Here is a 19,239-nt window from a genome sequence, read left to right as displayed (position 1 = left end):
TGACATGAACCGTCGAACACCAACAGGAGCCTCGAAAAAAATGGCCCGCGACCCGCTCCCCCCGTCCGAACTCGAGCCCGGCACCATCCCTGACGGCCCGCAGGCCGTGCGCCGCGACCCCGCCTCGTTGCGCTCGGCGCGCTGGTTCGGCCCGGCGGACCTGCGCTCGTTCGGGCACCGCTCGCGGGCGATGCAGATGGGCTACGCCCCCGAGGAGTGGACCGGAAAGCCGGTCATCGCGATCCTCAACACCTGGTCCGACCTCCAGCCCTGCCACGCCCACTTCAAGCACCGCGTCGACGACGTGAAGCGCGGCATCCTGATGGCGGGGGGCTTCCCGGTCGAGTTGCCGGCGATCTCGGTCTCCGAGAGCTTCGTCAAGCCGACCACCATGCTCTACCGCAACATGCTGGCGATGGAGACCGAGGAGCTCTTGCGCTCCCACCCGGTCGACGGCGCGGTGCTGATGGGGGGCTGCGACAAATCCACCCCGGGCCTGCTGCTGGGGGCCACCAGCATGAACCTGCCGGCGATCTACATCCCGGCGGGACCGATGCTGCGCGGCAACTGGCAGGGCAAGGTGCTGGGCTCGGGCTCCGACAGCTGGAAGTACTGGGACGAATTGCGCGCCGGCAAGATCACCGACCAGGACTGGCTCGGGATCGAGGGCGGCATCGCCCGCTCCTACGGCACCTGCATGACCATGGGCACCGCCTCGACCATGACGGCGATCGCCGAGGCCGTCGGCATGGTGCTGCCCGGCGGCTCCTCGATCCCGGCGGCCGATGCCGGCCACATCCGGCTGTGCTCGGAATCCGGCCGGCGCATCGTCGACATGGTGTGGGAGGACCTGACCCCGCAGCGGATCCAGACCCGCGAGGCCTACGAGAACGCCATCGCGGTCGCGATGGCGATGGGCTGCTCGACTAACGCGATCATCCACCTGATCGCCATGGCGCGCCGCGCCGGCCACGAGATCGGCCTCGACGATTTCGAGCGCTACAGCCGCGTGGTGCCGGTGATCGGCAACGTCCGCCCCAGCGGCAACGCCTACCTGATGGAGGACTTCTTCTACGCCGGCGGCATCCGGGCGCTGATGAACGAGATCCGCGAGCACCTGCACCTCGACTGCCTGACCGTGAGCGGCCAGACGCTGGGCGAGGCGATCCAGGGCGCCAGGGTCTACAACGCCGACGTGATCCGGCCCTTGTCGAACCCGGTCTACGGCCAGGGCTCGCTCGCGGTGCTGAAGGGCAACCTCGCGCCGAGCGGCTGCGTCATCAAGCCGGCGGCGATGGACCAGCGCTTCCTCAAGCATTCCGGCCCGGCGCTGGTCTTCGACGATTACCCCTCTCTCAAGGCAGCGATTGACGACGAGAACCTCGACGTCACCGCCGACCACGTCCTGGTCCTGCGCAATGCCGGCCCGCAGGGCGGCCCGGGCATGCCCGAATGGGGCATGCTGCCGATGCCGAAGAAGCTCCTCAAGCAAGGCCACCGCGACATGCTGCGCCTGTCGGACGCGCGGATGAGCGGCACCAGCTACGGCGCCTGCGTGCTCCATGTCGCACCGGAATCGTTCATCGGCGGCCCGCTGGCGCTCCTGCGCACCGGCGACATCGTCAGCATCGACGTCGAGGCGCGCTCGATCCGCATGGAGGTGTCGGACGAGGAGCTGGAGCGGCGGCGCGCCGCCTGGACCCCGCCGGCTCCGCGCTACGAGCGCGGCTACGGCGTGATGTTCTCGCGCCACATCCAGCAGGCGGACGAGGGCTGCGACTTCGACTTCCTGCGCACCGAGTACGGCGCCCCGGTGCCGGAGCCGGCGATCTACTGATAGGGCTCCGGACGAATGTCCGGAGCCCCCCCGATGACCCGCCCGAGAGGGACCGCCGCCGCGATCGGCCGCTCGCTGCGGATCTACCGCGGCGCGGACGCGCCGCACGCCGCCATGGACGCGCTCTACCGCCGCTTCGTGCGGCCGGGCGACCTGGTGTTCGACGTCGGCGCCCATGTCGGCGACCGGGTGGCGGCCTTCCGGCGCCTCGGTGCCCGGGTCGTGGCGCTGGAGCCGCAGCCGGGGCCGGCCCGCGCCTTGCGCCTGCTCCACGGCCGCGACGCGGGCGTGACCCTGGTCGCGGCGGCGGCCGGCGACGCGGCGGGCGAGGTCGTGTTCCACCTGAACTCGGCCAACCCCACCGTGTCCTCGGCCTCGGCCGAGTTCGTCGCCGGGGCGGCGGGCGCGCCGGGCTGGGAGGGACAGGTCTGGGACCGGTCGATCACCGTGCCGGCCACCACCCTCGACCGGCTGGTGGCCGAGCACGGACGCCCGGCCTTCGTGAAGATCGACGTCGAGGGGTTCGAGGACCGGGTGCTGGCGGGGCTCTCGACGCCGCTGCCTGCCCTGTCCTTCGAGTTCACCACCATCGCGCGGGAGAGCGCGCTGCGCTGCCTCGACCGGTTCTCGGCCCTGGGTTCTTACGGGTTCGACGTGGCGCTCGGCGAGAGCCAGGCCCTGAGCCTCGGGCGGTTCGTCGGCAGGGACGAGATGGCCGCCCACCTCATGGCGCTGCCGATGGAGGCGAATTCCGGGGATGTCTACGCGGTGCTCCCGGCCTGAGCAGGCAAGCGTTTACGCGCGTCGCGCGACGCTCTTCCGCGTGGAGTGAGGGAGGGCGGCATGGTCCGGCGGATGCGGGGCGGGTGGTTCGGGCCGTGCCTGGCGGCCGTGCTCGGCACGCTGTGGCCGGGCGGGGCGGCTCTCGCCGGCTCGCCTGATGCTCGGACCCAGCACCTCCTCGACGCGATGACGCGGCACGATCTGTGCGCGCGGGACGATGCGGGCCTGAAGCGGCTCCACCGCGATCTGTCGAAACCCTCCGCCGCGAGGGTCGGTGCGAAACGATGAGGAGGGGATGCCGGCCGGGGCCGGCATCGATCGGTCGAGCGGGCCGCGTCAATCGGCCGAGCGCACGATCTTGGTGATGGCGAGCGGCGGCCGGCCCGACTTCTCGGCGATGTCGCGGTCCTGCTCCTCGATCACCTGGCGGACGGCGCCGTCGACGTCGTGCTCGAGGGTGGCGGTGCGGGGCACCCGGCGGTTGGAGCGGCGCGAGCCGTCCTCGTAGTAGACGTCGAACAGGACGAAGCCCGTGTCCTGCACCTTCGGCTTCTGCTTCGAACGCAGCATGGTCGTTGACTCTTCTTGGCGGCGGGGCACACGGCATGGCGACGCGGCGGACAAGTCCGCGCCGTGGTGCGGCCCGCGCCGCGAGGGGGAGGATCGATCAGACGATGGCGGTCCTTCGGGCGCCCGGTCGGGGGCCCGCCTCGGAGGGGCGGGCGCGCGACGCGACCGTGGATATGGGCCCGAACAGCGCCGAACGCCAGCGCGAAGCGCCAGCGCCGATGCCGCAGCGCGCAAGGGCGCCGTGCGAGGACGGCGATGGGCGCCGCGTCGGTGCAGAAAACCCCGGAGCGGTCCGGCGGATCAGCCGGTATACATCACCGCCGCGACCGGGGCGGGCTTCGAGCGGACCGTGTGGGTCATCGCCCAGATCGACCAGGCGGCGAGGCCCGAGCAGGAGAGCAGCACCAGCCCGCGGACGTAGCGCCCGCGATGGATGTCGCGCACGGCATAGACCGGCAGCAGCGCCGCCTTGGCGAGGTTGCGCAGGGCCAGAACCATCAGGATCGCCAGGAAGGCCGTCACAGTCCCGAGCATGTCCATCCCCCTTCGGCTGGTTACGCCACGGCGGAGCTTATCCCCGCAACACGGCGAAACGAAGCCACCCGCCCGAAATATCGCTGCGGCGTGTCAACCCAGCCAGCGGGACTCTGCGCGCCGAATGGTTAACGATGGGTAGCGTAGCCGTGCGGGCCGTTCACCGTGTCCGCCACCCCGGCCGCGACGTCAGTAGCCGCGCGCCGGGTCGACGGTGTCCGGCGGCAGCCTTCCCTCGCGCACCGCGTCCGCCGCGGCGAGGAGGGTGCGGGCGACGGCCCGGGGGCTGGCGTCGCAGGCCTCGTGCGGGGTGACGCGGATCACCGGGTGGTCCCAGAACGGGTGCGCGGGCGGCAGCGGCTCGGTGGCGAACACGTCGAGGGCGGCGCCGGCGAGGTGGCCGGAGGCGAGGGCGGCGAGGAGGTCGGCCTCGACCAGGTGCTCGCCGCGGCCGACCTGGACCAGGTAGCCGCCCGGGCGCAGGCGGGCGAGAAGGCGGGCGTCGAGGATGCCGCGGGTCTCCGGCGTCAGCGGCAGCAGGTTCACCAGGACCTCGCTGTCCCCGAGCATCTCCGCCAGCCCGTCCGGGCCGTGATGGTGGGTGACGCCCGGATCCGGGCTTTGCGGGGTCCGGCTCCAGGCCCGCACCGGGAAGCCGAGGGCGGCGAGATCGCCGGCGACCCGGCGGCCGATCCGGCCGTAGCCGAGCACACCGACCGGCACCGCGCCCGCGTCGCGCGGGTAGATCCGCCGCCAGACCCGGTCGCGCTGGTTCTCGGCGTAAGTGGCGAAGCGGCGCTGGTGGCCGATGACGTGCCAGAGCACGAAGCCCGACATCGCGCGCGCCTGGTCGGGATCGACGACGCGCACCACCGGCAGGTCGGGCGGGCGGCCGGGGCAGGCGAGCAGGTTGTCGACACCCGCCGCGATCGAGCACAGGGCCGCGAGGTTGGGATAGCGCGCGAACGCGTCGGCGGGCGGGCGCCAGCCGAGCGCCAGGCGCACCCGCTCAGGGTTCTCGGCCGGATGGTCGAGGATCTCGACCCGGTCGGCGATCGTACGGAGCGCGTCGCCGTACAGCCCGCGGATGTCGGTGGTGGTGCTGAGCAGCACGCAGGGCAGGCGGTCGGTCATCACGCCGCCTGCCGCACCCGGCCCGGCACCGCGTCGAGCAGCGCGCGGGTATAGGGGTGCTCGGGATTCGCGAACAATGCGCTCGCGGTCTTCAGCTCGACGATCTCGCCCTGGCGCATCACCGCGATCCGGTCGCAGATCTGGGCCGCCACCCGCAGGTCGTGGGTGATGAACAGCATCGACAGGCCGAGCCGTGCCTTCAGGTCTTCGAGCAGCGCCAGCACCTGGGCCTGGACCGAGACGTCGAGGGCCGAGACCGCCTCGTCCGCGACCAGGACCTCGGGTTCGAGGGCGAGTGCCCGGGCGATGCCGATGCGCTGGCGCTGGCCGCCGGAGAATTCGTGCGGGAAGCGCTCCAGCGCCCGCTCGTCGAGGCCGACGAGCCCGAGGAGGCGGCGCGCTCGCTCCATCGCTTCCGCCAGCGGCACCCCGTGCGCCACCGGCCCGTCGGCGATGATGCGTCCGACGCTGCGGCGCGGGTTGAGCGAGGCGAAGGGGTCCTGGAATACCATCTGGATCCGGCTGCGGGCCTGGCGCAGGGCCTCGCCCTTGAGCCCCGTCAGGTCGGTGTCGCCGAGGCGCACGGACCCGGCATCGGGCTCGATCAGCCGCATGACGAGGCGCGCGACCGACGACTTGCCCGAGCCCGATTCGCCGACGAGGCCGAGGGTCTCGCCGCGGTGGAGCGCGAAGGTCACGTCCCGGGCCGCCGCGGTGCGCCGACCCGCCCGCCACAGCCCGCCGCCGGTGACGTAGGTCTTCTGCAAGCCGACCACCTCGACCGCCTTCGGGCCCGAGAGGGGAGGGCGGACCGGTGGGTCCATGGTCGGCACGGCGGCGAGCAGCGCGCGGGTATAGGCGGCCTGCGGCCGCCCGAGCACGGCGCTCGCGGGTCCTTCCTCCACCACCCGTCCGTGGCGCAGCACCAGCACCCGGTCGGCGATCTCCGCCACCACGCCGAAATCGTGGGTGATGAACAGCACCGCCATGTCGCGACGGCGCTGGAGGTCGCGGATCAGCTTCAGGATCTGGGCTTGTGTCGTGACGTCGAGCGCCGTCGTCGGCTCGTCGGCCACCAGCACGGCGGGTTCGAGGGCGAGCGCCATCGCGATCATCGCCCGCTGGCGCTGGCCCCCGGAGAGCTGGTGGGGATAGGAGCGGACGATCTGCTCCGGGTTCGGCAGCCCGACCTCGCCGGCGAGCGCGACCGCGCGGGCGCGGCGCTCCTTCGGAGTGAGTAGGTTGTGGGCCTCGAACATCTCGGCCATCTGGTCGCCGATCCGCATCAGGGGGTTCAGCGCCGTCATCGGCTCCTGGAAGATCATCGCGATCCGCCGGCCGCGGGTGTCGCGCCAGGCCGCCGCGTCCTGGGCGAGCAGGTCGGTCTCGCCGAGGCGGATCGTGCCGGAGACCGGCCGCACCGCCTTCGGCAGGAGGCCCATCAGGGCGTGGGCGCACATCGACTTGCCCGAGCCCGACTCGCCGACGAGGCACAGGATCTCGCCGGCGACGAGATCGAAGGACACGCCGTCGACGGCGTTCGGCCGGTCGCCGCCCTCCGGCAGGGCGAGGCTCAAGTTCCGGACCGAGGCGGCGGCTCGCTGGGTCACGGCATCCATCTCAGCGCTCCCGGGACAGGCGCGGGTTGAGGGCGTCGTTCAGCCCCTCGCCGATCAGGTTGAGGGCGAGCACCGTGAGCAGGATCACGAGCCCCGGGAAGGCGGTGATCCACCAGGCCTGCCGGATCACCGTGCGGCCGGCCCCGACCATGAAGCCCCACGACATCCGGTTCGGGTCGCCGAGGCCGAGGAACGAGAGCGAGGATTCGAGCAGGATCGCGGTCGCCACCATCAGGGAGGCGAGCACTACGATCGGCGACAGGGTGTTGGGCAAAACCTCCCGGCGCAGGATGGTGAAGGTGGTCTGACCCGTTACGATCGCCGCCTGGACGTATTCGCGCGAGCGCAAGGACAGCACCTCGCCCCGCACCAGCCGGGTCACCGGCGGCCAGCTGACGAGCGCGATGGCGAGGATCATCGAGGACAGCGAGGGCTGGAGGATCGCCACCAGCACGATGGCGAGCGCGAAGCTCGGCACGGTCTGGAACAGCTCGGTGAAGCGCATGAGCGCATCGTCGACCCGGCCGCCGAGATAGCCGGCGAGCGCGCCGAGCGGTACGCCGATGAGGAGGGCGGCGAGCGTCGAGACGAGGCCGACGATGAGCGAGACTCCGGCTCCGTGCATCAGCCCGGCGGCGATGTCGCGCCCGAGCGCGTCGGTGCCGAGCGGCACCCGCTCCAGGGTGAAGGGCGGCACGAAGGGTCTTTGCACCATCCGCCAGGGCGAGGTCGGGTAGAGCACCGGCGCCAGCAGCGCTGCGGCGACGACGAGGGTCAGGATCACGAGCCCGATCATCGCGCCGGGATGGCGCAGGAAGGCGGAGAGCGGCCCGCGCCGGCGCGGGCGGCCTGCGGCGGCCAGGGGCAGGGCGTTGCTCATCACGCCACCTCGATGCGCGGATCGACCGCGCGGTAGACCACGTCGGTGACGAGGTTGAACACCAGCACCATCGCGGAGGAGACCACGAAGACGCCCAGCAGCAGGTTGTAGTCGCGTTGCAGCAGCGCCTCGTACATCAGGCGCCCGATCCCCGGCCAGGCGAACACCGTCTCGGTGAGCACCGCGCCGCCGACGAGCGTTCCGGCCTGGAGGCCCGCCAGCGTCACCACCGGCAGGAGCGCGTTGCGCAGGACGTGGCGGCGCTGGATCACCCCCTCGGTCAGGCCCTTGGCCCGCGCCGTCTTGACGAAGTCGAGCCGCGAGACCTCGAGCATCGAGGAGCGGGTCATCCGCACGTAGACCGCCATGAAGAACAGCCCGAGGGTGAGCGCCGGCAGCACCAGGTGGTGGGCGATGTCGAGGGCGCGGGACAGCCCGGTATAGCCGGCCCCCACCGTCTCGAAGCCGAAGCTCGGCAGCCACTCGAGCCGGACCGAGAACAGGATGATCGCCATCAGCGACACCCAGAACAGGGGCGTGGCGTAGAACAGGAGCGCGAGCCCGGTGATCGCGGTGTCGGCGAGCGTGCCGGCCCGCCGCGCGGCGAGCGATCCCAGCAGCACGCCGAGCGAGAGCGAGATCACGAAGGCGCTGCCGGTGAGGAGCAAGGTCGCCGGCAGCCGCTCGCCGATCAGGGTCGCCACCGGCATCTGCTGGCGCACCGAGTAGCCGAGATCGAGCGTCGCGATGCTGCCGAGATAGGCGCCGAGCTGGCGCGGCAGCGGCTGGTCGAGGGCGAACTTTTCCCTGAGCTGCGCGATGAAGGCCTCGTCGCCGGCCCCCGCCTCGCCGGCCATCACCAGGGCCGGGTCGCCGGGGGCGAGGCGGATCAGGAAGAAGTTCAGGACCACGATGGCGAGGAGCACCACGATGCCCTTCGCGATCCGCCGCGCGAGAAAGCCCGCCATGCCGTTACCCTTCAGCGCTCGATCCAGGCATCGCGAAAGCCGTCATTGACCCCGATGCCGGTGGTGACGAGGTCGTGGACCTTGCAGCGGGTGATGGTCGGGAATTGCAGCTCCAGGAGCCAGGCCACCGGCGCGTCCTCGACCAGGGTCTTCTGCACCGCCTCGTAGATCGGCCGGCGCTGATCGTCGCCGACCGCGGTCGCGCCCTTCGCGAAGGCCTCGTCGACGCCCGGGTTCGAGTAGCCCTCGACGTTGTTGAACGGCGAGCCCTTGGCGATCTGCGACGAGACGTAGTTGCGCCCGACCCCGAGCGCCGGGTCGCCGTACTGATAGAGATACGTGAAGGCGATGTCGTAGTCCCACTCGGAGGTCTTCTGGTTCCAGCCGGCGACGTCGGTGGCGACCAGCTCGACCTTGATGCCGGCATCCTCGAGGTTCTGCTTCACGGCCTCGGCCCAGCGCTGCCAGGTCTCGCCGTAAGGGAGCGGCAGGAGGCGCACGGTCTCGCCCTTGTAGCCGGCCTCCTTGAGGAGCGCCTTGGCCTTGGCCGTGTCGAAGGAGTATTTCGCGGCCTTCGGGTCGTAGTAGCGCACGGTGGAGGAGAACGGGCCGGTCGCCGGTTGGCCGAGCCCGTTCCAGACCACGTCGCGGGCGAAATCCCGGTCGAGGGCGTAGGACACCGCCTGGCGGAAGGCCTTGTTGGCGGTCGGGCCCTTGCGGTTGTTGAGCCAGAGCCAGGAATGCGGGCTGAAGAACTCCCAGCCCTTGGTGGTCGAGCAGGCGCCCTTGATCTTCGACAGCCGCGGCACGTCGAAGTTCTCGACCGAGCCGCCGGGCAGGATGTCGACCTTGCCGGTCTCGAACGCCACCGCGCGGGCGGCGGCGTCGGGGATCACGTGCCAGTAGATCTCGTCGAGGTAGGGTTTCCCGGCGACGTGATAGTTCGGGTTCTTGACGAGCCGGATGTAGGAGCCCTTCTTCCACTCCTTGAACATGTAGGGGCCGGTGCCGATCGGCGTGTTGTTGGCCGGGTTGGTCTTGTAGTCGGTGCCGGCATAGATGTGCTTGGGGATCATCGGCATCGAGCCGACCTCGAAGATGCCGAGGAACGGCCCGAACGGCTCCGAGAGCGTGAACACCACCGTATAGGGGTCGGGCGCGGTCACGCTCGCGACGCGGGCGAGGTTGCCGCGGGCGCGGGCATGGGTCTGGCGCAAGAGCTCGACCGAGAAGATCACGTCGTCGGCGGTGAACGGCTTGCCGTCGTGCCAGGTCGCGTTCTTGACCAGCTTGAAGGTGTAGGTCTTGCCATCGTCGCTCATGCTCCAGCTCTCGGCGAGGCCGGGCAGGGGCTTGAGGGCGAAGTCGTAGCGCAGCAGCCCCTCGTAGATGTTGCCGGCCACCATCTGGGTCGGTCCGTTCTGCACCATCGCCAGCATCAGGCCGGGCGGCTCGGGCTGGATCACCGCGTTGGCGATGCCGCCGGGCTTCGGCGTGCCTTGCGCGAGGGCGGTGCCGGCGAGCGCCAGGGAGAGCACGGTGCCGGCCAGAATCGTCTTGAGCATCGGTTGTCCTCTCGGGTCCCTGTCGCAGCAGTGAAAGAGCATGCACTTCGGGTCGTGCGCGTCCTCCTCCCCCCTCTGCGGGGGAGGGTGCCCCACGGAGTGGGGCGGGAGAGGGGCAGCGCGACGCTGTTCCAGGCGGCGCCCTTCACGACGGCTCCGTCCTATCCGGAAGCGGCGCCCCCTCTCCCGGCTCGCTGCGCTCGCCACCCTCCCCCGACCCAAGTCGGGCATGCCCGACTTGGGCAAGTGGATTTGGGCAAGTGGATGCGGAACTCGGGCATGCCCGAGTTCCGTTGGGGGGAGGGGTAAAGTTGCGCCAGTCCTTTCCCCGGACAGCCCTGCGCCGGGCGGCGAAAGGAGAAAACCCGTACTCCTCTCGGCGAGCGTGATTTGCTTTGACTACTCTTTGTAATCCGGGTCGCTGCGCTCGAGCATGCGCTTGAAGGCGTCCCATTCGGGGTCGGGCACCTTGCCGGTCTCCATCTTGTCGTAGAACGAGGCGTACTGGCCGGCGGTCTTCGTCGCGACCGCCGCCGAGGGGCGGATCAGCGGGGCGCCGGCGGCCTGCAGCGCGAGCTGCGCCCGGCACGAGCGCTCCAGGTTGTGCATCAGCTTGAACGCCTCCGCCACCGACCGGCCGCAGGTCAGCATGCCGTGGTTGCGCAGGACCATCACCGGCTTGTCGCCGAGATCGGCCACCAGGCGCTCGCGCTCGTCGAGGTCGAGGGCGATGCCCTCGTAGGCGTGGTAGGCCAGGCGGCCGTGGAACTGCATCGACCACTGGTTGAGCGGCAGCAGCCCCTCCTCCTGGCACGACACGGCGACGCCCGCGACCGTGTGGGTGTGGAGCACGCACACCGCGTCCTCCCGGGCGGCGTGGACCGCGCTGTGGATGGTGAAGCCCGCCGGGTTGATGCCGAGACCACAGGGGTCGTCCACCACCCGGCCCTCGAGATCGACGGTGACGAGGTTGCCGGCCTTCACCTCCTCGAACCGCAGCCCGTACGGGTTGATCAGGAAGCGGTGCTCCGGCCCCGGCAGCCGGGCCGAGATGTGGGTGTAGATGCTGTCGTCGAGGCCGAGGCGGTGGATCAGCCGATAGGCCGCCGCCAGGTCGACGCGGATGCGCTGCACGGTCTCGTCGGCGTGCGGATGGGCGGATGACGACATCGGACCTCCTCGCGACAATGTTCGGGAGCGGACGAGCCGCCCCGTCTTCGCGTGTACGGGCGACGCCGCGCGGATACTCTCGCGCCGGCGGCCGGATGCAGGGCCGGACGGAGCACAACATCGCCCGGTACGAGCCTAGACTGACCCGGGCCCGCGCGGCGATCAAGCCGAAAGTGTCGACAATCGACGCCTAAGCATTGCACACTGCACCCACGGAGGTGCGATGCGCGCGATGTCCCGACCCGTCGGATTGCCGGTGCTGGCCGAGAGCGATCTCGTGCGCCAGGTCGCGCGCCGGCTCACCGACGCGATCGTGCAGGGGCGGCTTGCCCCCGGCGCCAAGGTGGCGGAGGCGGCGGTGGCCCGCGAGCTCGGCATCAGCCGGGCGCCGGTGCGGGAGGCCGCGCGCCTGCTCGAGAGCCAGGGCCTGCTCAAGGCCTCGCCGCGGCGCGGCTTCTTCGTGCGCGAATTGTCGGCGCAGGACGTCGACGAGCTCTACGACCTGCGCCTGTGCGTCGAGCGCCACGCCGCGGTCGAGGCGGCCCGCCGCCTGACGCCTGCCCTCCGCGAGGGCCTGCGCCGCCAGCTCGCCCTGATGCGGGAGCTTGCCCGGCGCGACGACCCGGTCGCGATCGTCGAGGCCGATTACCAGTTCCACCGCCTGATCTGCGAGGCCTCCGGCAACGGCCGCCTGCTGCGCCTGTTCGACGGGCTGGCCTCGGAATTGCGGATCGTGATCGGGCTGATCGGCCGGCTCTACGACGATTCCGAAGAGATCGCCCGCACGCACGAGCCGGTGCTGGAGGCCATCGAGGCCGGCCACCCGGAGCGGATCGTCGCCCATGTCGACCACCATATCGGCGTCGCCCGCCGCGAGGTCGGCCGCCTGGTGGCAAGCCTCACCCACACCGCATCGGAGATCCCATGAAGGCCGTCCATTCCGAGGACCACCGCAGCCACGACCCGAAGTTCTTCCTGGTGCGCGGCCAGGTGAAGCCCGCCGCCGACCAGCCCGAGCGGGCCGACCGGCTGCTCGCGGGCCTGGGGGCCGGGAACCACACGGTGGTGGCGCCGCAAGCCCACGGCGTCGGCGCCCGGGCGCGGGTGCACAGCCCCGATTACCTCGCCTTCATGGCGGAGGCCTGGGAGGCCTGGGAGGCCCTGCCCGATCACGGGTCCGAGATGATCGCCAACATCCACCCGGTGCGCGAGGCGGCGACCTACCCGACCCACATCGTCGGGCGGCTGGGCTGGCACACGGTCGACACCGCCTGCCCGATCGGCCCGGGCACCTACGCGGCGGCGGCGAGCGCCACCGACGTCGCGGCGAGCGCGGCGCAACTCGTCCTCGACGGCGAGGACGCGGCCTACGCGCTGTGCCGCCCGCCCGGCCACCACGCCTACCGCGACCGGGCCGGGGGCCACTGCTACTTCAACAACAGCGCGGTCGCCGCCGCGCATTTGCGCCAGCGTCACGCGCGGGTCGCGGTGCTCGACGTCGACGTGCATCACGGCAACGGCACGCAAGGGATCTTCTACCGCGATCCCACCGTCCTGACGGTGTCGCTCCACGCCGACCCACGCGGCTTCTATCCCTTCGTCTGGGGCTACGCCCACGAGCGCGGCGAAGGGGAGGGGATCGGCGCCAACCTCAACCTGCCGCTGGCGCTCGGCACCGGCGACGACGCGTACCTGAGCGTGCTGGAGGGCGTGGCGAGCCGCACCGTGCGGGCCTTCGCCCCGACGGCGCTCGTGGTGGCGCTCGGCCTCGACGCGTCCGAGCACGATCCGCTCGCCGGGCTCGCCATCACCACCGAGGGCTTTCGCCGCATCGGCGCGGCGCTCGCGCGGCTGAACCTGCCGACGGTGCTGGTGCAGGAGGGCGGCTACCTCTCGGACCTTCTGGGCGAGAACCTGACGGCGGTGCTGGCCGGCTTCGAATCCGCCCGCTGAAGAGTTTTTCGCCCGATGGCCTTCGCCTGCACGATCCCCGCGGTGCCCACCGTCCAGCACGACGACGACACGGTCCGCATCACCCGCTGGGACTTTTCCCCCGGCGCCGTCACCGGCTGGCACGAGCACGGCTGGCCCTACTTCGTGGTGATGATCACGGAGGGCACGCTCCGGATCCACGACGGCACGCAGGTCACCGAGGTGCCGCTCGCCCACGGCCAGTCCTACCGCCGCCCGGCCGGCATCCGCCACGACGTCCAGAACGGCTCCGACCACCCGATCGCCTTCGTGGAGATCGAGGTGAAGCGTCCCGAGGGGCTGGCGGGTCTCGCCTGAGCCCCAAACGGGAACGGCCGGGGCGTGAGCCCCGGCCGCGTCTTTGATGAGGCTCGTTGCGCCGATCAGCGCAGGAGCTGGAGGATGCCCTGCTGCGACTGGTTGGCGAGCGACAGGGCCGAGATGCCGAGCGAGTTGCGGGTCGAGAGGGCCTGCGAGTTCGCCGCCTCCTCGTTCAGGTCCGCATTCGTCAGGTTCGCCGCGCCCGCATCGAGCACGTTGATCATCTGCTTGGTGAAGTCCTGCCGGTTCTGCACCACCGCCAGGTTGGCGCCCAGGGTCGAGGCCTGGTTCTTCAGCTGGCTCGACGCGCTGTTGATCGTCGAGATCACGCTGTTGATCGAGTTGCTGTCCTGGAAGTCGGTCTGGCCGATCGCGTTCAGGCCGAGCATCGAGGCGGAGACCTGCGTGCCGGAGATCTTGAGCGAGGAAGTGCCCTTCTCGTTGAAGGTGACGTTGACCGTGTCGCCGGCCAGCAGGTTCGTGCCGTTGAAGCCCGAATCCGCCGCCATCTGGTCGATCTGCGACAGCAGGTTGTTGTAGGTGCTCATCAGGGTGTTGCGGCTGTTCGCGCCGTCACCGCCGATGATCGCGCTCGACGTGCTGGAGCTGAACGGGTTGCCGGTACCGCTCGCCGACAGGGTCAGGCTGTCGGCGCCCGATTCGTTGGTGGTGGTGATCTTCAGCGCGCCGGTGGTGGCGTCGATGCTCGCCATGGCGTTGGCCGGAGCGAGGGCGGCGTTGAGCTGGTTGAGGGTCGAGACCTGGCCCGGGGCGCTGCCGAAGGTCAGGCTGACCGTGTTGCCGGTGGCGACCTTGACGCTGATCGTCTTGCCGTTGAGGGCGCTCGTGGCGGACGCAGAGGTGCCCATGATCGCGCCGACGCCCGAGGCGAACGATTGGGTAGCGAAGCCGAGCTTGGACACCAGCGCGGTCGCGGTGCTGCCGTTGCCGAGCGTGATCGCGGTCGAGGAATCCGCCGCCGTGAAGCTGAACTTCTGGGCGCTGGAATCGTAGGTCGCGCTCACCGCCCCATTGGTCGCCACGCTCACCTTCTGAGCGAGCGAGCTCAGCGTGTCCGTGCGGCTGACGGTAACGGCCTGACCGTTGACGGTGAACGTGTCGCCAGCCGTAAAGCCGATGCCGGTGGCGAGAGTGGTCGCCGACGGCCTGAAGGTGCCAGCGGTCACCGTAACCGCCGTGGTATTCGACCCGGTGAACAGCTTCTGTGTGTTTGCATCCGTTCCGACCACGAATGCGCCGCCATCGCCCGTGCCGGTGAGAACCAAGTTGCCGGACGAGTTGGACGCGACGACGCTCGACCCAGCCGCCTTCAGCTGCGTGTTGATCGCGGAGGCCAACGCGGCGGTGCTGGCAGTGTCGCTGCCCTTGTTGATCGTGATCGAGACGTTGTCGATCGAGATCGTCGCCGAGGTCGACGTCGCCGTCATGTTCATGGCGGCTTCGATGTCGTTGGGCGGACCGCCCGTACCGGTGAACGCGGTCGAGCTCGTGGCAGTCCTCGGCGCGGCGGTGCCGGTGGTCGCGCCGATGACGTTGTCAGCCGTCGCCACGGTCGCGCCGACCGACAGGAGGTTGTTGGCGGTGGCGCCGGCGAGGGCGGTCGATCCGACGCTGGCCTTGGCGGTGAAGGCGTTGGAGGACGAGAGGGCCTGCTGGGCGACGGACTTGAGCTGGTCGGTCAAGCCTTGCAGCTTGGTGAGGCCCGTATTGGCGGCCTGGATGGTCTGGATGCCATTCGACACGCCGTCAAGCAGGCTGGTCAGCGCAGACGAACGCGACGACAAGCCCTGGGCCGTGAAGTAGTTGCTCGGGCTGTCGAGGGCGGTGTTGACCTTCTTGCCGGTCGAGAGGCGGGTCTGGGTGGTCGAGAGAAGGTCGGCGGTGCCCTGGAGCGACAGGAGGTTCTGGCGGGTGGCGGCCGAGAGGGTGATGCCGGAAGACATGGGACGATCCTATTGATCGGTAGACCTTCGTGTTTTGAAGGCGAGATCAGAATGGCCCCCTCGCCCTTGCCCGGTTCTTACCGCAAAGCTGAAAAGGCTTTCGTTCCCCTGGTTGCGAAGGTCATGACTTTCAAAAGGTTAAACAGGTTGCTGGTTCCTGCTTATAAATTTACCTTAATATTGAAGTTACCATGATTCATGCGCGGCTCGGAGTGGGTAGCCGAGGGGTGAATACGGGATGGTGATTGGTTGCGCTGGTTGATAACCCGTCAAGCCCGGTACACGAAGCAGCAGGTGACGCTGTGCGGGAGCGACGGCTGTCGCAGCCCCTTTCCTCTATTGCGCAGGGCTGTCCGGAGAAAAGAAGAGGCGCGGGTGTCCCCTCTCCCCGCGGGCGGGGAAGGGGCCGCTGATCCCTTGTTGGGTCAGCTGCTAGCCCGCAGGGCGAGGGTGAGGGGGTATTGCCGGAAGAGTATCATCCGTGGAGGCCCCCTCACCCTCGTTCCGGCTGCGCCTGCGCTCACTTCATCGACGACAAGGTCGATGAAGTCCTCTCCCCGCCCGCGGGGAGAGGAGATTGCCAGCGCCCTTTATTGTCCCCGGACAGCCCGGTGCGGAGGGGGAGGGCGCGCGGCGGCCGTCGCTCCCGTAAAGTGAAAGCTACTGTGTCGTGTACGCCGTGCCCACCAAGCACCAACGGCTATCGGGAAAAGACCATTGTGGTGTCCCCGGCGAGCGGGGCGCTCCCATTGCCGGCTGTTCCGGATGCCAGTCCCGCAAGGTCAGGCTTCGCGGCATCCATTACGACCCGCCAGCACACGGTCACCGGACGAGGGGCTCGCAGAGAGTTTCAGGGCCTATTCGAGTGACTCGGCCAAATTGAAATTCGCCGTCGTGATCCTGGGTTTCACTTTCGTGGCCCCAGGATGACGAAGAGAGGTATTGGCGTTTGCAATAGATCGATGGCGCGATGATCTGATCCGACTCTGCCGCAATGGAAAATCCCAAGTAGAGGCGCGCCATACGCCTCTGCCCGGGATTTTTCTGGAGTCTGCGCTGTATATCTTGAAGCAATGGGCCGCATAACGCGCGGCCGTTCGGAGAGGGCGCCGTCCGGGAAACACGAAAAGCGCAGGAGCTGGAGGATGCCCTGCTGGGCCTGGTTGGCGAGCGACAGGGCCGAGATGCCGAGCGAGTTGCGGGTCGAGAGAGCCTGCGAGTTCGCCGCCTCCTCGTTCAGGTCCGCATTCGTCAGGTTCGCCGCGCCCGTGTCGAGCACGTTGATCATCTGCTTGGTGAAGTCCTGCCGGTTCTGCACCACCGCCAGGTTCGCGCCCAGCGTCGAGGCCTGGCTCAGGAGCGTGCTGTTGGCAGTGTTGATCGTTGCGATCACGGCGTTGATCGAGTTGCTGTCCTGGAAGTCGGTCTGACCGATCGCCATCAGGTTGAGACCCGTGGCGGTGACCGCCGTGCCGGAGACCTTGAGCGAGGAGGTGCCCTTCTCGTTGAAGCTGACGACGACCGTGTCGCCGGCGAGCAGGTTCGTGCCGTTGAAGCCCGAATCCGCCGCCATCTGGTCGATCTGAGACAGAAGGCTGTTGTAGGTGCTCACCAGACCGTTGCGGCTGTTCGCGCCGTCGCCGCCGATGATCGCGCTCGACGTGCTGGAGCTGAACGGGTTGCCGGTGCCACTCGCCGACAGGGTCAGGTTGTCGGCGCCCGACTCGTTGGTGGTGCTGATCTTCAACGCCCCGGTCACGCTATCGATGGTCGCCATCGCGTTACCCGGAGCGAGGGCGGCGTTGAGCTGATTGAGGGTCGAGATCTGGCCCGGGGCGCTGCCGAAGGTCAGGCTGACCGCGTTGCCGCTGGCGACCTTGACGCTGATCGTCTTGCCGTTGAGGGCGCTCGTGTTGGTCGGAGTGGTGCCGGAGATCGCCCCAACGCCGGCGGCGAAGGACTGGGTGGCGAAGCCGAGCTTGGACAGCAACGCGGTCGCGGTGCTGCCGTTGCTCAGCGTGATCGCGGTCGAGGAATCCGCCGCCGTGAAGATGAACTTCTGGGCGCTGGAATCATAGGTCGCGCTCACCGCGCCATTCGTGGCCACGCTGATTTTCTGCGCGAGCGAGCCTAGGGTGTCGGTCCGGGACACGGTCACGGGCTGTCCGTTGACGTTGAAGGAGTCACCCGCAGTAAAGCCGAGGCCGGTGGCGAGGGTGGTCGCTGACGGCCTGAACACGCCTGCGGTGATCGGGACCGCCGTGGTATTCGACCCGGTGAACAGCTTCTGTGTGTTTGCATCCGTTCCGACCACGAATGCGCCGCCATCGCCCGTGCCGGTGAGAACCAAGTTGCCGGACGAGTTGGACGCGACGACGCTCGACCCAGCCGCCTTCAGCTGCGTGTTGATCGCGGAGGCCAACGCGGCGGTGCTGGCAGTGTCGCTGCCCTTGTTGATCGTGATCGAGACGTTGTCGATCGAGATCGTCGCCGAGGTCGACGTCGCCGTCATGTTCATGGCGGCTTCGATGTCGTTGGGCGGACCGCCCGTACCGGTGAACGCGGTCGAGCTCGTGGCGGTCTTCGGCGCGGCGGTGCCGGTGGTCGCGCCGATGGGATTGTCCGCCGTCGCCACGGTCGCGCCGACCGACAGGAGGTTGTTGGCGGTGGCGCCGGCGAGGGCGGTCGATCCGACGCTGGCCTTGGCGGTGAAGGCGTTGGAGGACGACAGCGCCTGCTGGGCGACGGCCTTGAGCTGGTCGGTCAGGCCGCGCAGCTTGGTGATGCCGGTATTGGCGGCTTGGATCGTCTGGATGCCGTTCGACACGCCGTCGAGCAGGTAGGTCAGGGACGACGACCGCGAATTCAGGTTCTGGGCGGTGAAGTAGTTCACCGGGCCGTCGAGAGCGCTGTTGACCTTCTTGCCGCTCGAGAGGCGCGTCTGCGTGGTGGAGAGCAGCGCTGCCGTGTCCTGGAGCGACAGGAGGTTCTGACGGGTGGCGGCCGAGAGCGTGATGTCGGACATGGGGCGACCTTTTTGATCGTCGGGCGGGGCGTCTTTTTGACGACGCCATCACCTTCGCCGAACGGGCCTTTCGTCTTCCTTAAGCCTAACGGTTGCGTCGTTCGGATCCGTCCTGTTATGGTTAATATTGGATAAATCTATGGCGGGCCAGGTCGTTTCGTGTTTCGCTACAGTGAATTCTTAATCGTCCGGGCCCTAGCGTCGGGCGCATGTTCACCCATTCCCCCTCCAACGCCCCGCCGCAAGGGCAGGCCCGCCGACCTCGGCCATCCCCGGATGGCCCGATCCCGGTCGTGCCGCCCCCGTGCTTAAGCCTGGTGCCGGACCGGGGCGGGCGGCACGGGATGGCGCCGGCGGCGCGGTCCCCCGCCGATCCGTCGGGGTGACGTGCCGGATGCAACCCAACTCGGAAGGCGCGCCCTTCGCCAAAGACTAGACGGCAAAGACCAGACGGATAGACGCCCATGCCCCTGCGCATCCACCTCAAGCCGTTCGAGCGCCTGATCATCAACGGTGCGGCGCTCCGCAACGGCGAGCGCTCGACCAACCTCCTGATCGAGAACACGTGCAAGTTCCTGCGCGAGAGCGAGATCATCCCGGAGAGCGGCGCCGACACCGCCTGCAAGCGCCTGTGCGTCACGCTCCAGCTGATCTACCTCGCCGACCATCCGATCGAGGCCGACGACCTCCTGGTGCGGCAATCGATGGAGATCCTGCGCAGCATCCCGACGAGCGCGCCCTACCTGGTGGCGATCCAGGACGAGCTGGCGAACAAGCAGTACCACCGCGCCCTGAAGATCGGCCGCGAGCTCGTCGCCTACGAGCGCAGCCTGACGGAGCGCCTGAGCGCCGCGACCGACGCCGCCTGAGCGCGGCGTCGTCGCAAGACGCCCCGGGG

16 protein-coding genes are annotated in these 19,239 nt (G+C 69.4%); 6 read left to right on the top strand and 10 right to left on the bottom strand.

The genetic code is table 11. From position 1 onward, the window contains the following. Positions 1-40 precede the first annotated feature (40 nt). Both araD and ACS5PV_RS03940 read left to right on the top strand, forming a co-directional pair. Positions 41-1,837, top strand: coding sequence for an L-arabinonate dehydratase (araD, locus tag ACS5PV_RS03945; protein WP_455394067.1), 1,797 nt, complete (start codon positions 41-43; stop codon positions 1,835-1,837). Between the two features lie 33 nt (positions 1,838-1,870). Then, entirely contained in the window at positions 1,871-2,620 is a 750-nt protein-coding gene (locus ACS5PV_RS03940; RefSeq protein WP_455394066.1) for an FkbM family methyltransferase, read from the top strand. A gap of 336 nt (positions 2,621-2,956) precedes the next feature. On the opposite strand, the gene ACS5PV_RS03935 is transcribed toward ACS5PV_RS03940, so the two are convergent. The 8 genes from ACS5PV_RS03935 to ACS5PV_RS03900 all read right to left on the bottom strand — a co-directional run bounded on the left by ACS5PV_RS03935 (position 2,957) and on the right by ACS5PV_RS03900 (position 11,060). After that, on the bottom strand, positions 2,957-3,190 hold the full coding sequence (locus ACS5PV_RS03935) for a hypothetical protein (protein ID WP_355285295.1): 234 nt from the start codon (positions 3,188-3,190) through the stop codon (positions 2,957-2,959). A gap of 300 nt (positions 3,191-3,490) precedes the next feature. Continuing rightward, positions 3,491-3,724 carry a hypothetical protein gene (locus tag ACS5PV_RS03930; RefSeq protein ID WP_455394065.1) on the bottom strand — a complete coding sequence of 78 codons (234 nt, stop codon included), beginning with the start codon at positions 3,722-3,724 and terminating at the stop codon, positions 3,491-3,493. A gap of 189 nt (positions 3,725-3,913) precedes the next feature. After that, on the bottom strand, positions 3,914-4,858 hold the full coding sequence (locus tag ACS5PV_RS03925) for a 2-hydroxyacid dehydrogenase (protein ID WP_455394064.1): 945 nt from the start codon (positions 4,856-4,858) through the stop codon (positions 3,914-3,916). Further along, the gene (locus ACS5PV_RS03920) at positions 4,858-6,477 is read right to left on the bottom strand and encodes an ABC transporter ATP-binding protein (protein WP_455394063.1); all 1,620 of its coding nucleotides are present in this window, start codon (positions 6,475-6,477) and stop codon (positions 4,858-4,860) included. The genes ACS5PV_RS03925 and ACS5PV_RS03920 overlap by 1 nt, the downstream gene beginning before the upstream one ends. Position 6,478: 1 nt before the next feature. Further along, the gene (locus tag ACS5PV_RS03915; protein WP_455394062.1) at positions 6,479-7,357 is read right to left on the bottom strand and encodes an ABC transporter permease; all 879 of its coding nucleotides are present in this window, start codon (positions 7,355-7,357) and stop codon (positions 6,479-6,481) included. Next, entirely contained in the window at positions 7,357-8,325 is a 969-nt protein-coding gene (locus tag ACS5PV_RS03910; protein ID WP_455394061.1) for an ABC transporter permease, read from the bottom strand. The genes ACS5PV_RS03915 and ACS5PV_RS03910 overlap by 1 nt, the downstream gene beginning before the upstream one ends. A gap of 11 nt (positions 8,326-8,336) precedes the next feature. Beyond that, positions 8,337-9,890, bottom strand: a complete 1,554-nt coding sequence (locus ACS5PV_RS03905) for an ABC transporter substrate-binding protein (RefSeq protein ID WP_455394060.1) — start codon at positions 9,888-9,890, stop codon at positions 8,337-8,339. A 399-nt stretch (positions 9,891-10,289) separates the two neighbouring features. Beyond that, entirely contained in the window at positions 10,290-11,060 is a 771-nt protein-coding gene (locus ACS5PV_RS03900; protein WP_455394059.1) for a class II aldolase/adducin family protein, read from the bottom strand. Positions 11,061-11,292: 232 nt separating this feature from the next. On the opposite strand from ACS5PV_RS03900, the gene ACS5PV_RS03895 reads away from it, so the two are divergent. From ACS5PV_RS03895 to ACS5PV_RS03885, 3 genes are read left to right on the top strand one after another with little or no spacing between them, the layout of a single operon-like run. Then, a complete protein-coding gene (locus ACS5PV_RS03895) occupies positions 11,293-11,988 on the top strand; it encodes a GntR family transcriptional regulator (protein WP_455394058.1) in 696 nt (231 codons plus the stop codon). Further along, positions 11,985-13,013: a histone deacetylase family protein gene (locus tag ACS5PV_RS03890; RefSeq protein WP_455394057.1), complete on the top strand. Its 1,029-nt coding sequence runs from the start codon at positions 11,985-11,987 to the stop codon at positions 13,011-13,013. The genes ACS5PV_RS03895 and ACS5PV_RS03890 overlap by 4 nt, the downstream gene beginning before the upstream one ends. Before the next feature lie 15 nt (positions 13,014-13,028). Continuing rightward, positions 13,029-13,349, top strand: coding sequence for a cupin domain-containing protein (locus ACS5PV_RS03885; protein ID WP_455394056.1), 321 nt, complete (start codon positions 13,029-13,031; stop codon positions 13,347-13,349). 65 nt (positions 13,350-13,414) lie between these two features. Here the strand turns inward: ACS5PV_RS03885 and ACS5PV_RS03880 are convergent, their stop codons facing one another. Then, positions 13,415-15,316, bottom strand: coding sequence for a flagellin N-terminal helical domain-containing protein (locus ACS5PV_RS03880; RefSeq protein ID WP_455394055.1), 1,902 nt, complete (start codon positions 15,314-15,316; stop codon positions 13,415-13,417). A 907-nt stretch (positions 15,317-16,223) separates the two neighbouring features. After that, positions 16,224-18,341: a flagellin N-terminal helical domain-containing protein gene (locus ACS5PV_RS03875; RefSeq protein ID WP_455394054.1), complete on the bottom strand. Its 2,118-nt coding sequence runs from the start codon at positions 18,339-18,341 to the stop codon at positions 16,224-16,226. Between the two features lie 464 nt (positions 18,342-18,805). On the opposite strand from ACS5PV_RS03875, the gene ACS5PV_RS03870 reads away from it, so the two are divergent. Then, a complete protein-coding gene (locus ACS5PV_RS03870) occupies positions 18,806-19,210 on the top strand; it encodes a flagellar biosynthesis repressor FlbT (protein WP_455394053.1) in 405 nt (134 codons plus the stop codon). Positions 19,211-19,239: the final 29 nt, after the last annotated feature.

It is taken from the genome of Methylobacterium sp. Gmos1 (genome assembly GCF_053764715.1).
This window is presented reverse-complemented; position numbering and strand designations above follow the sequence as displayed.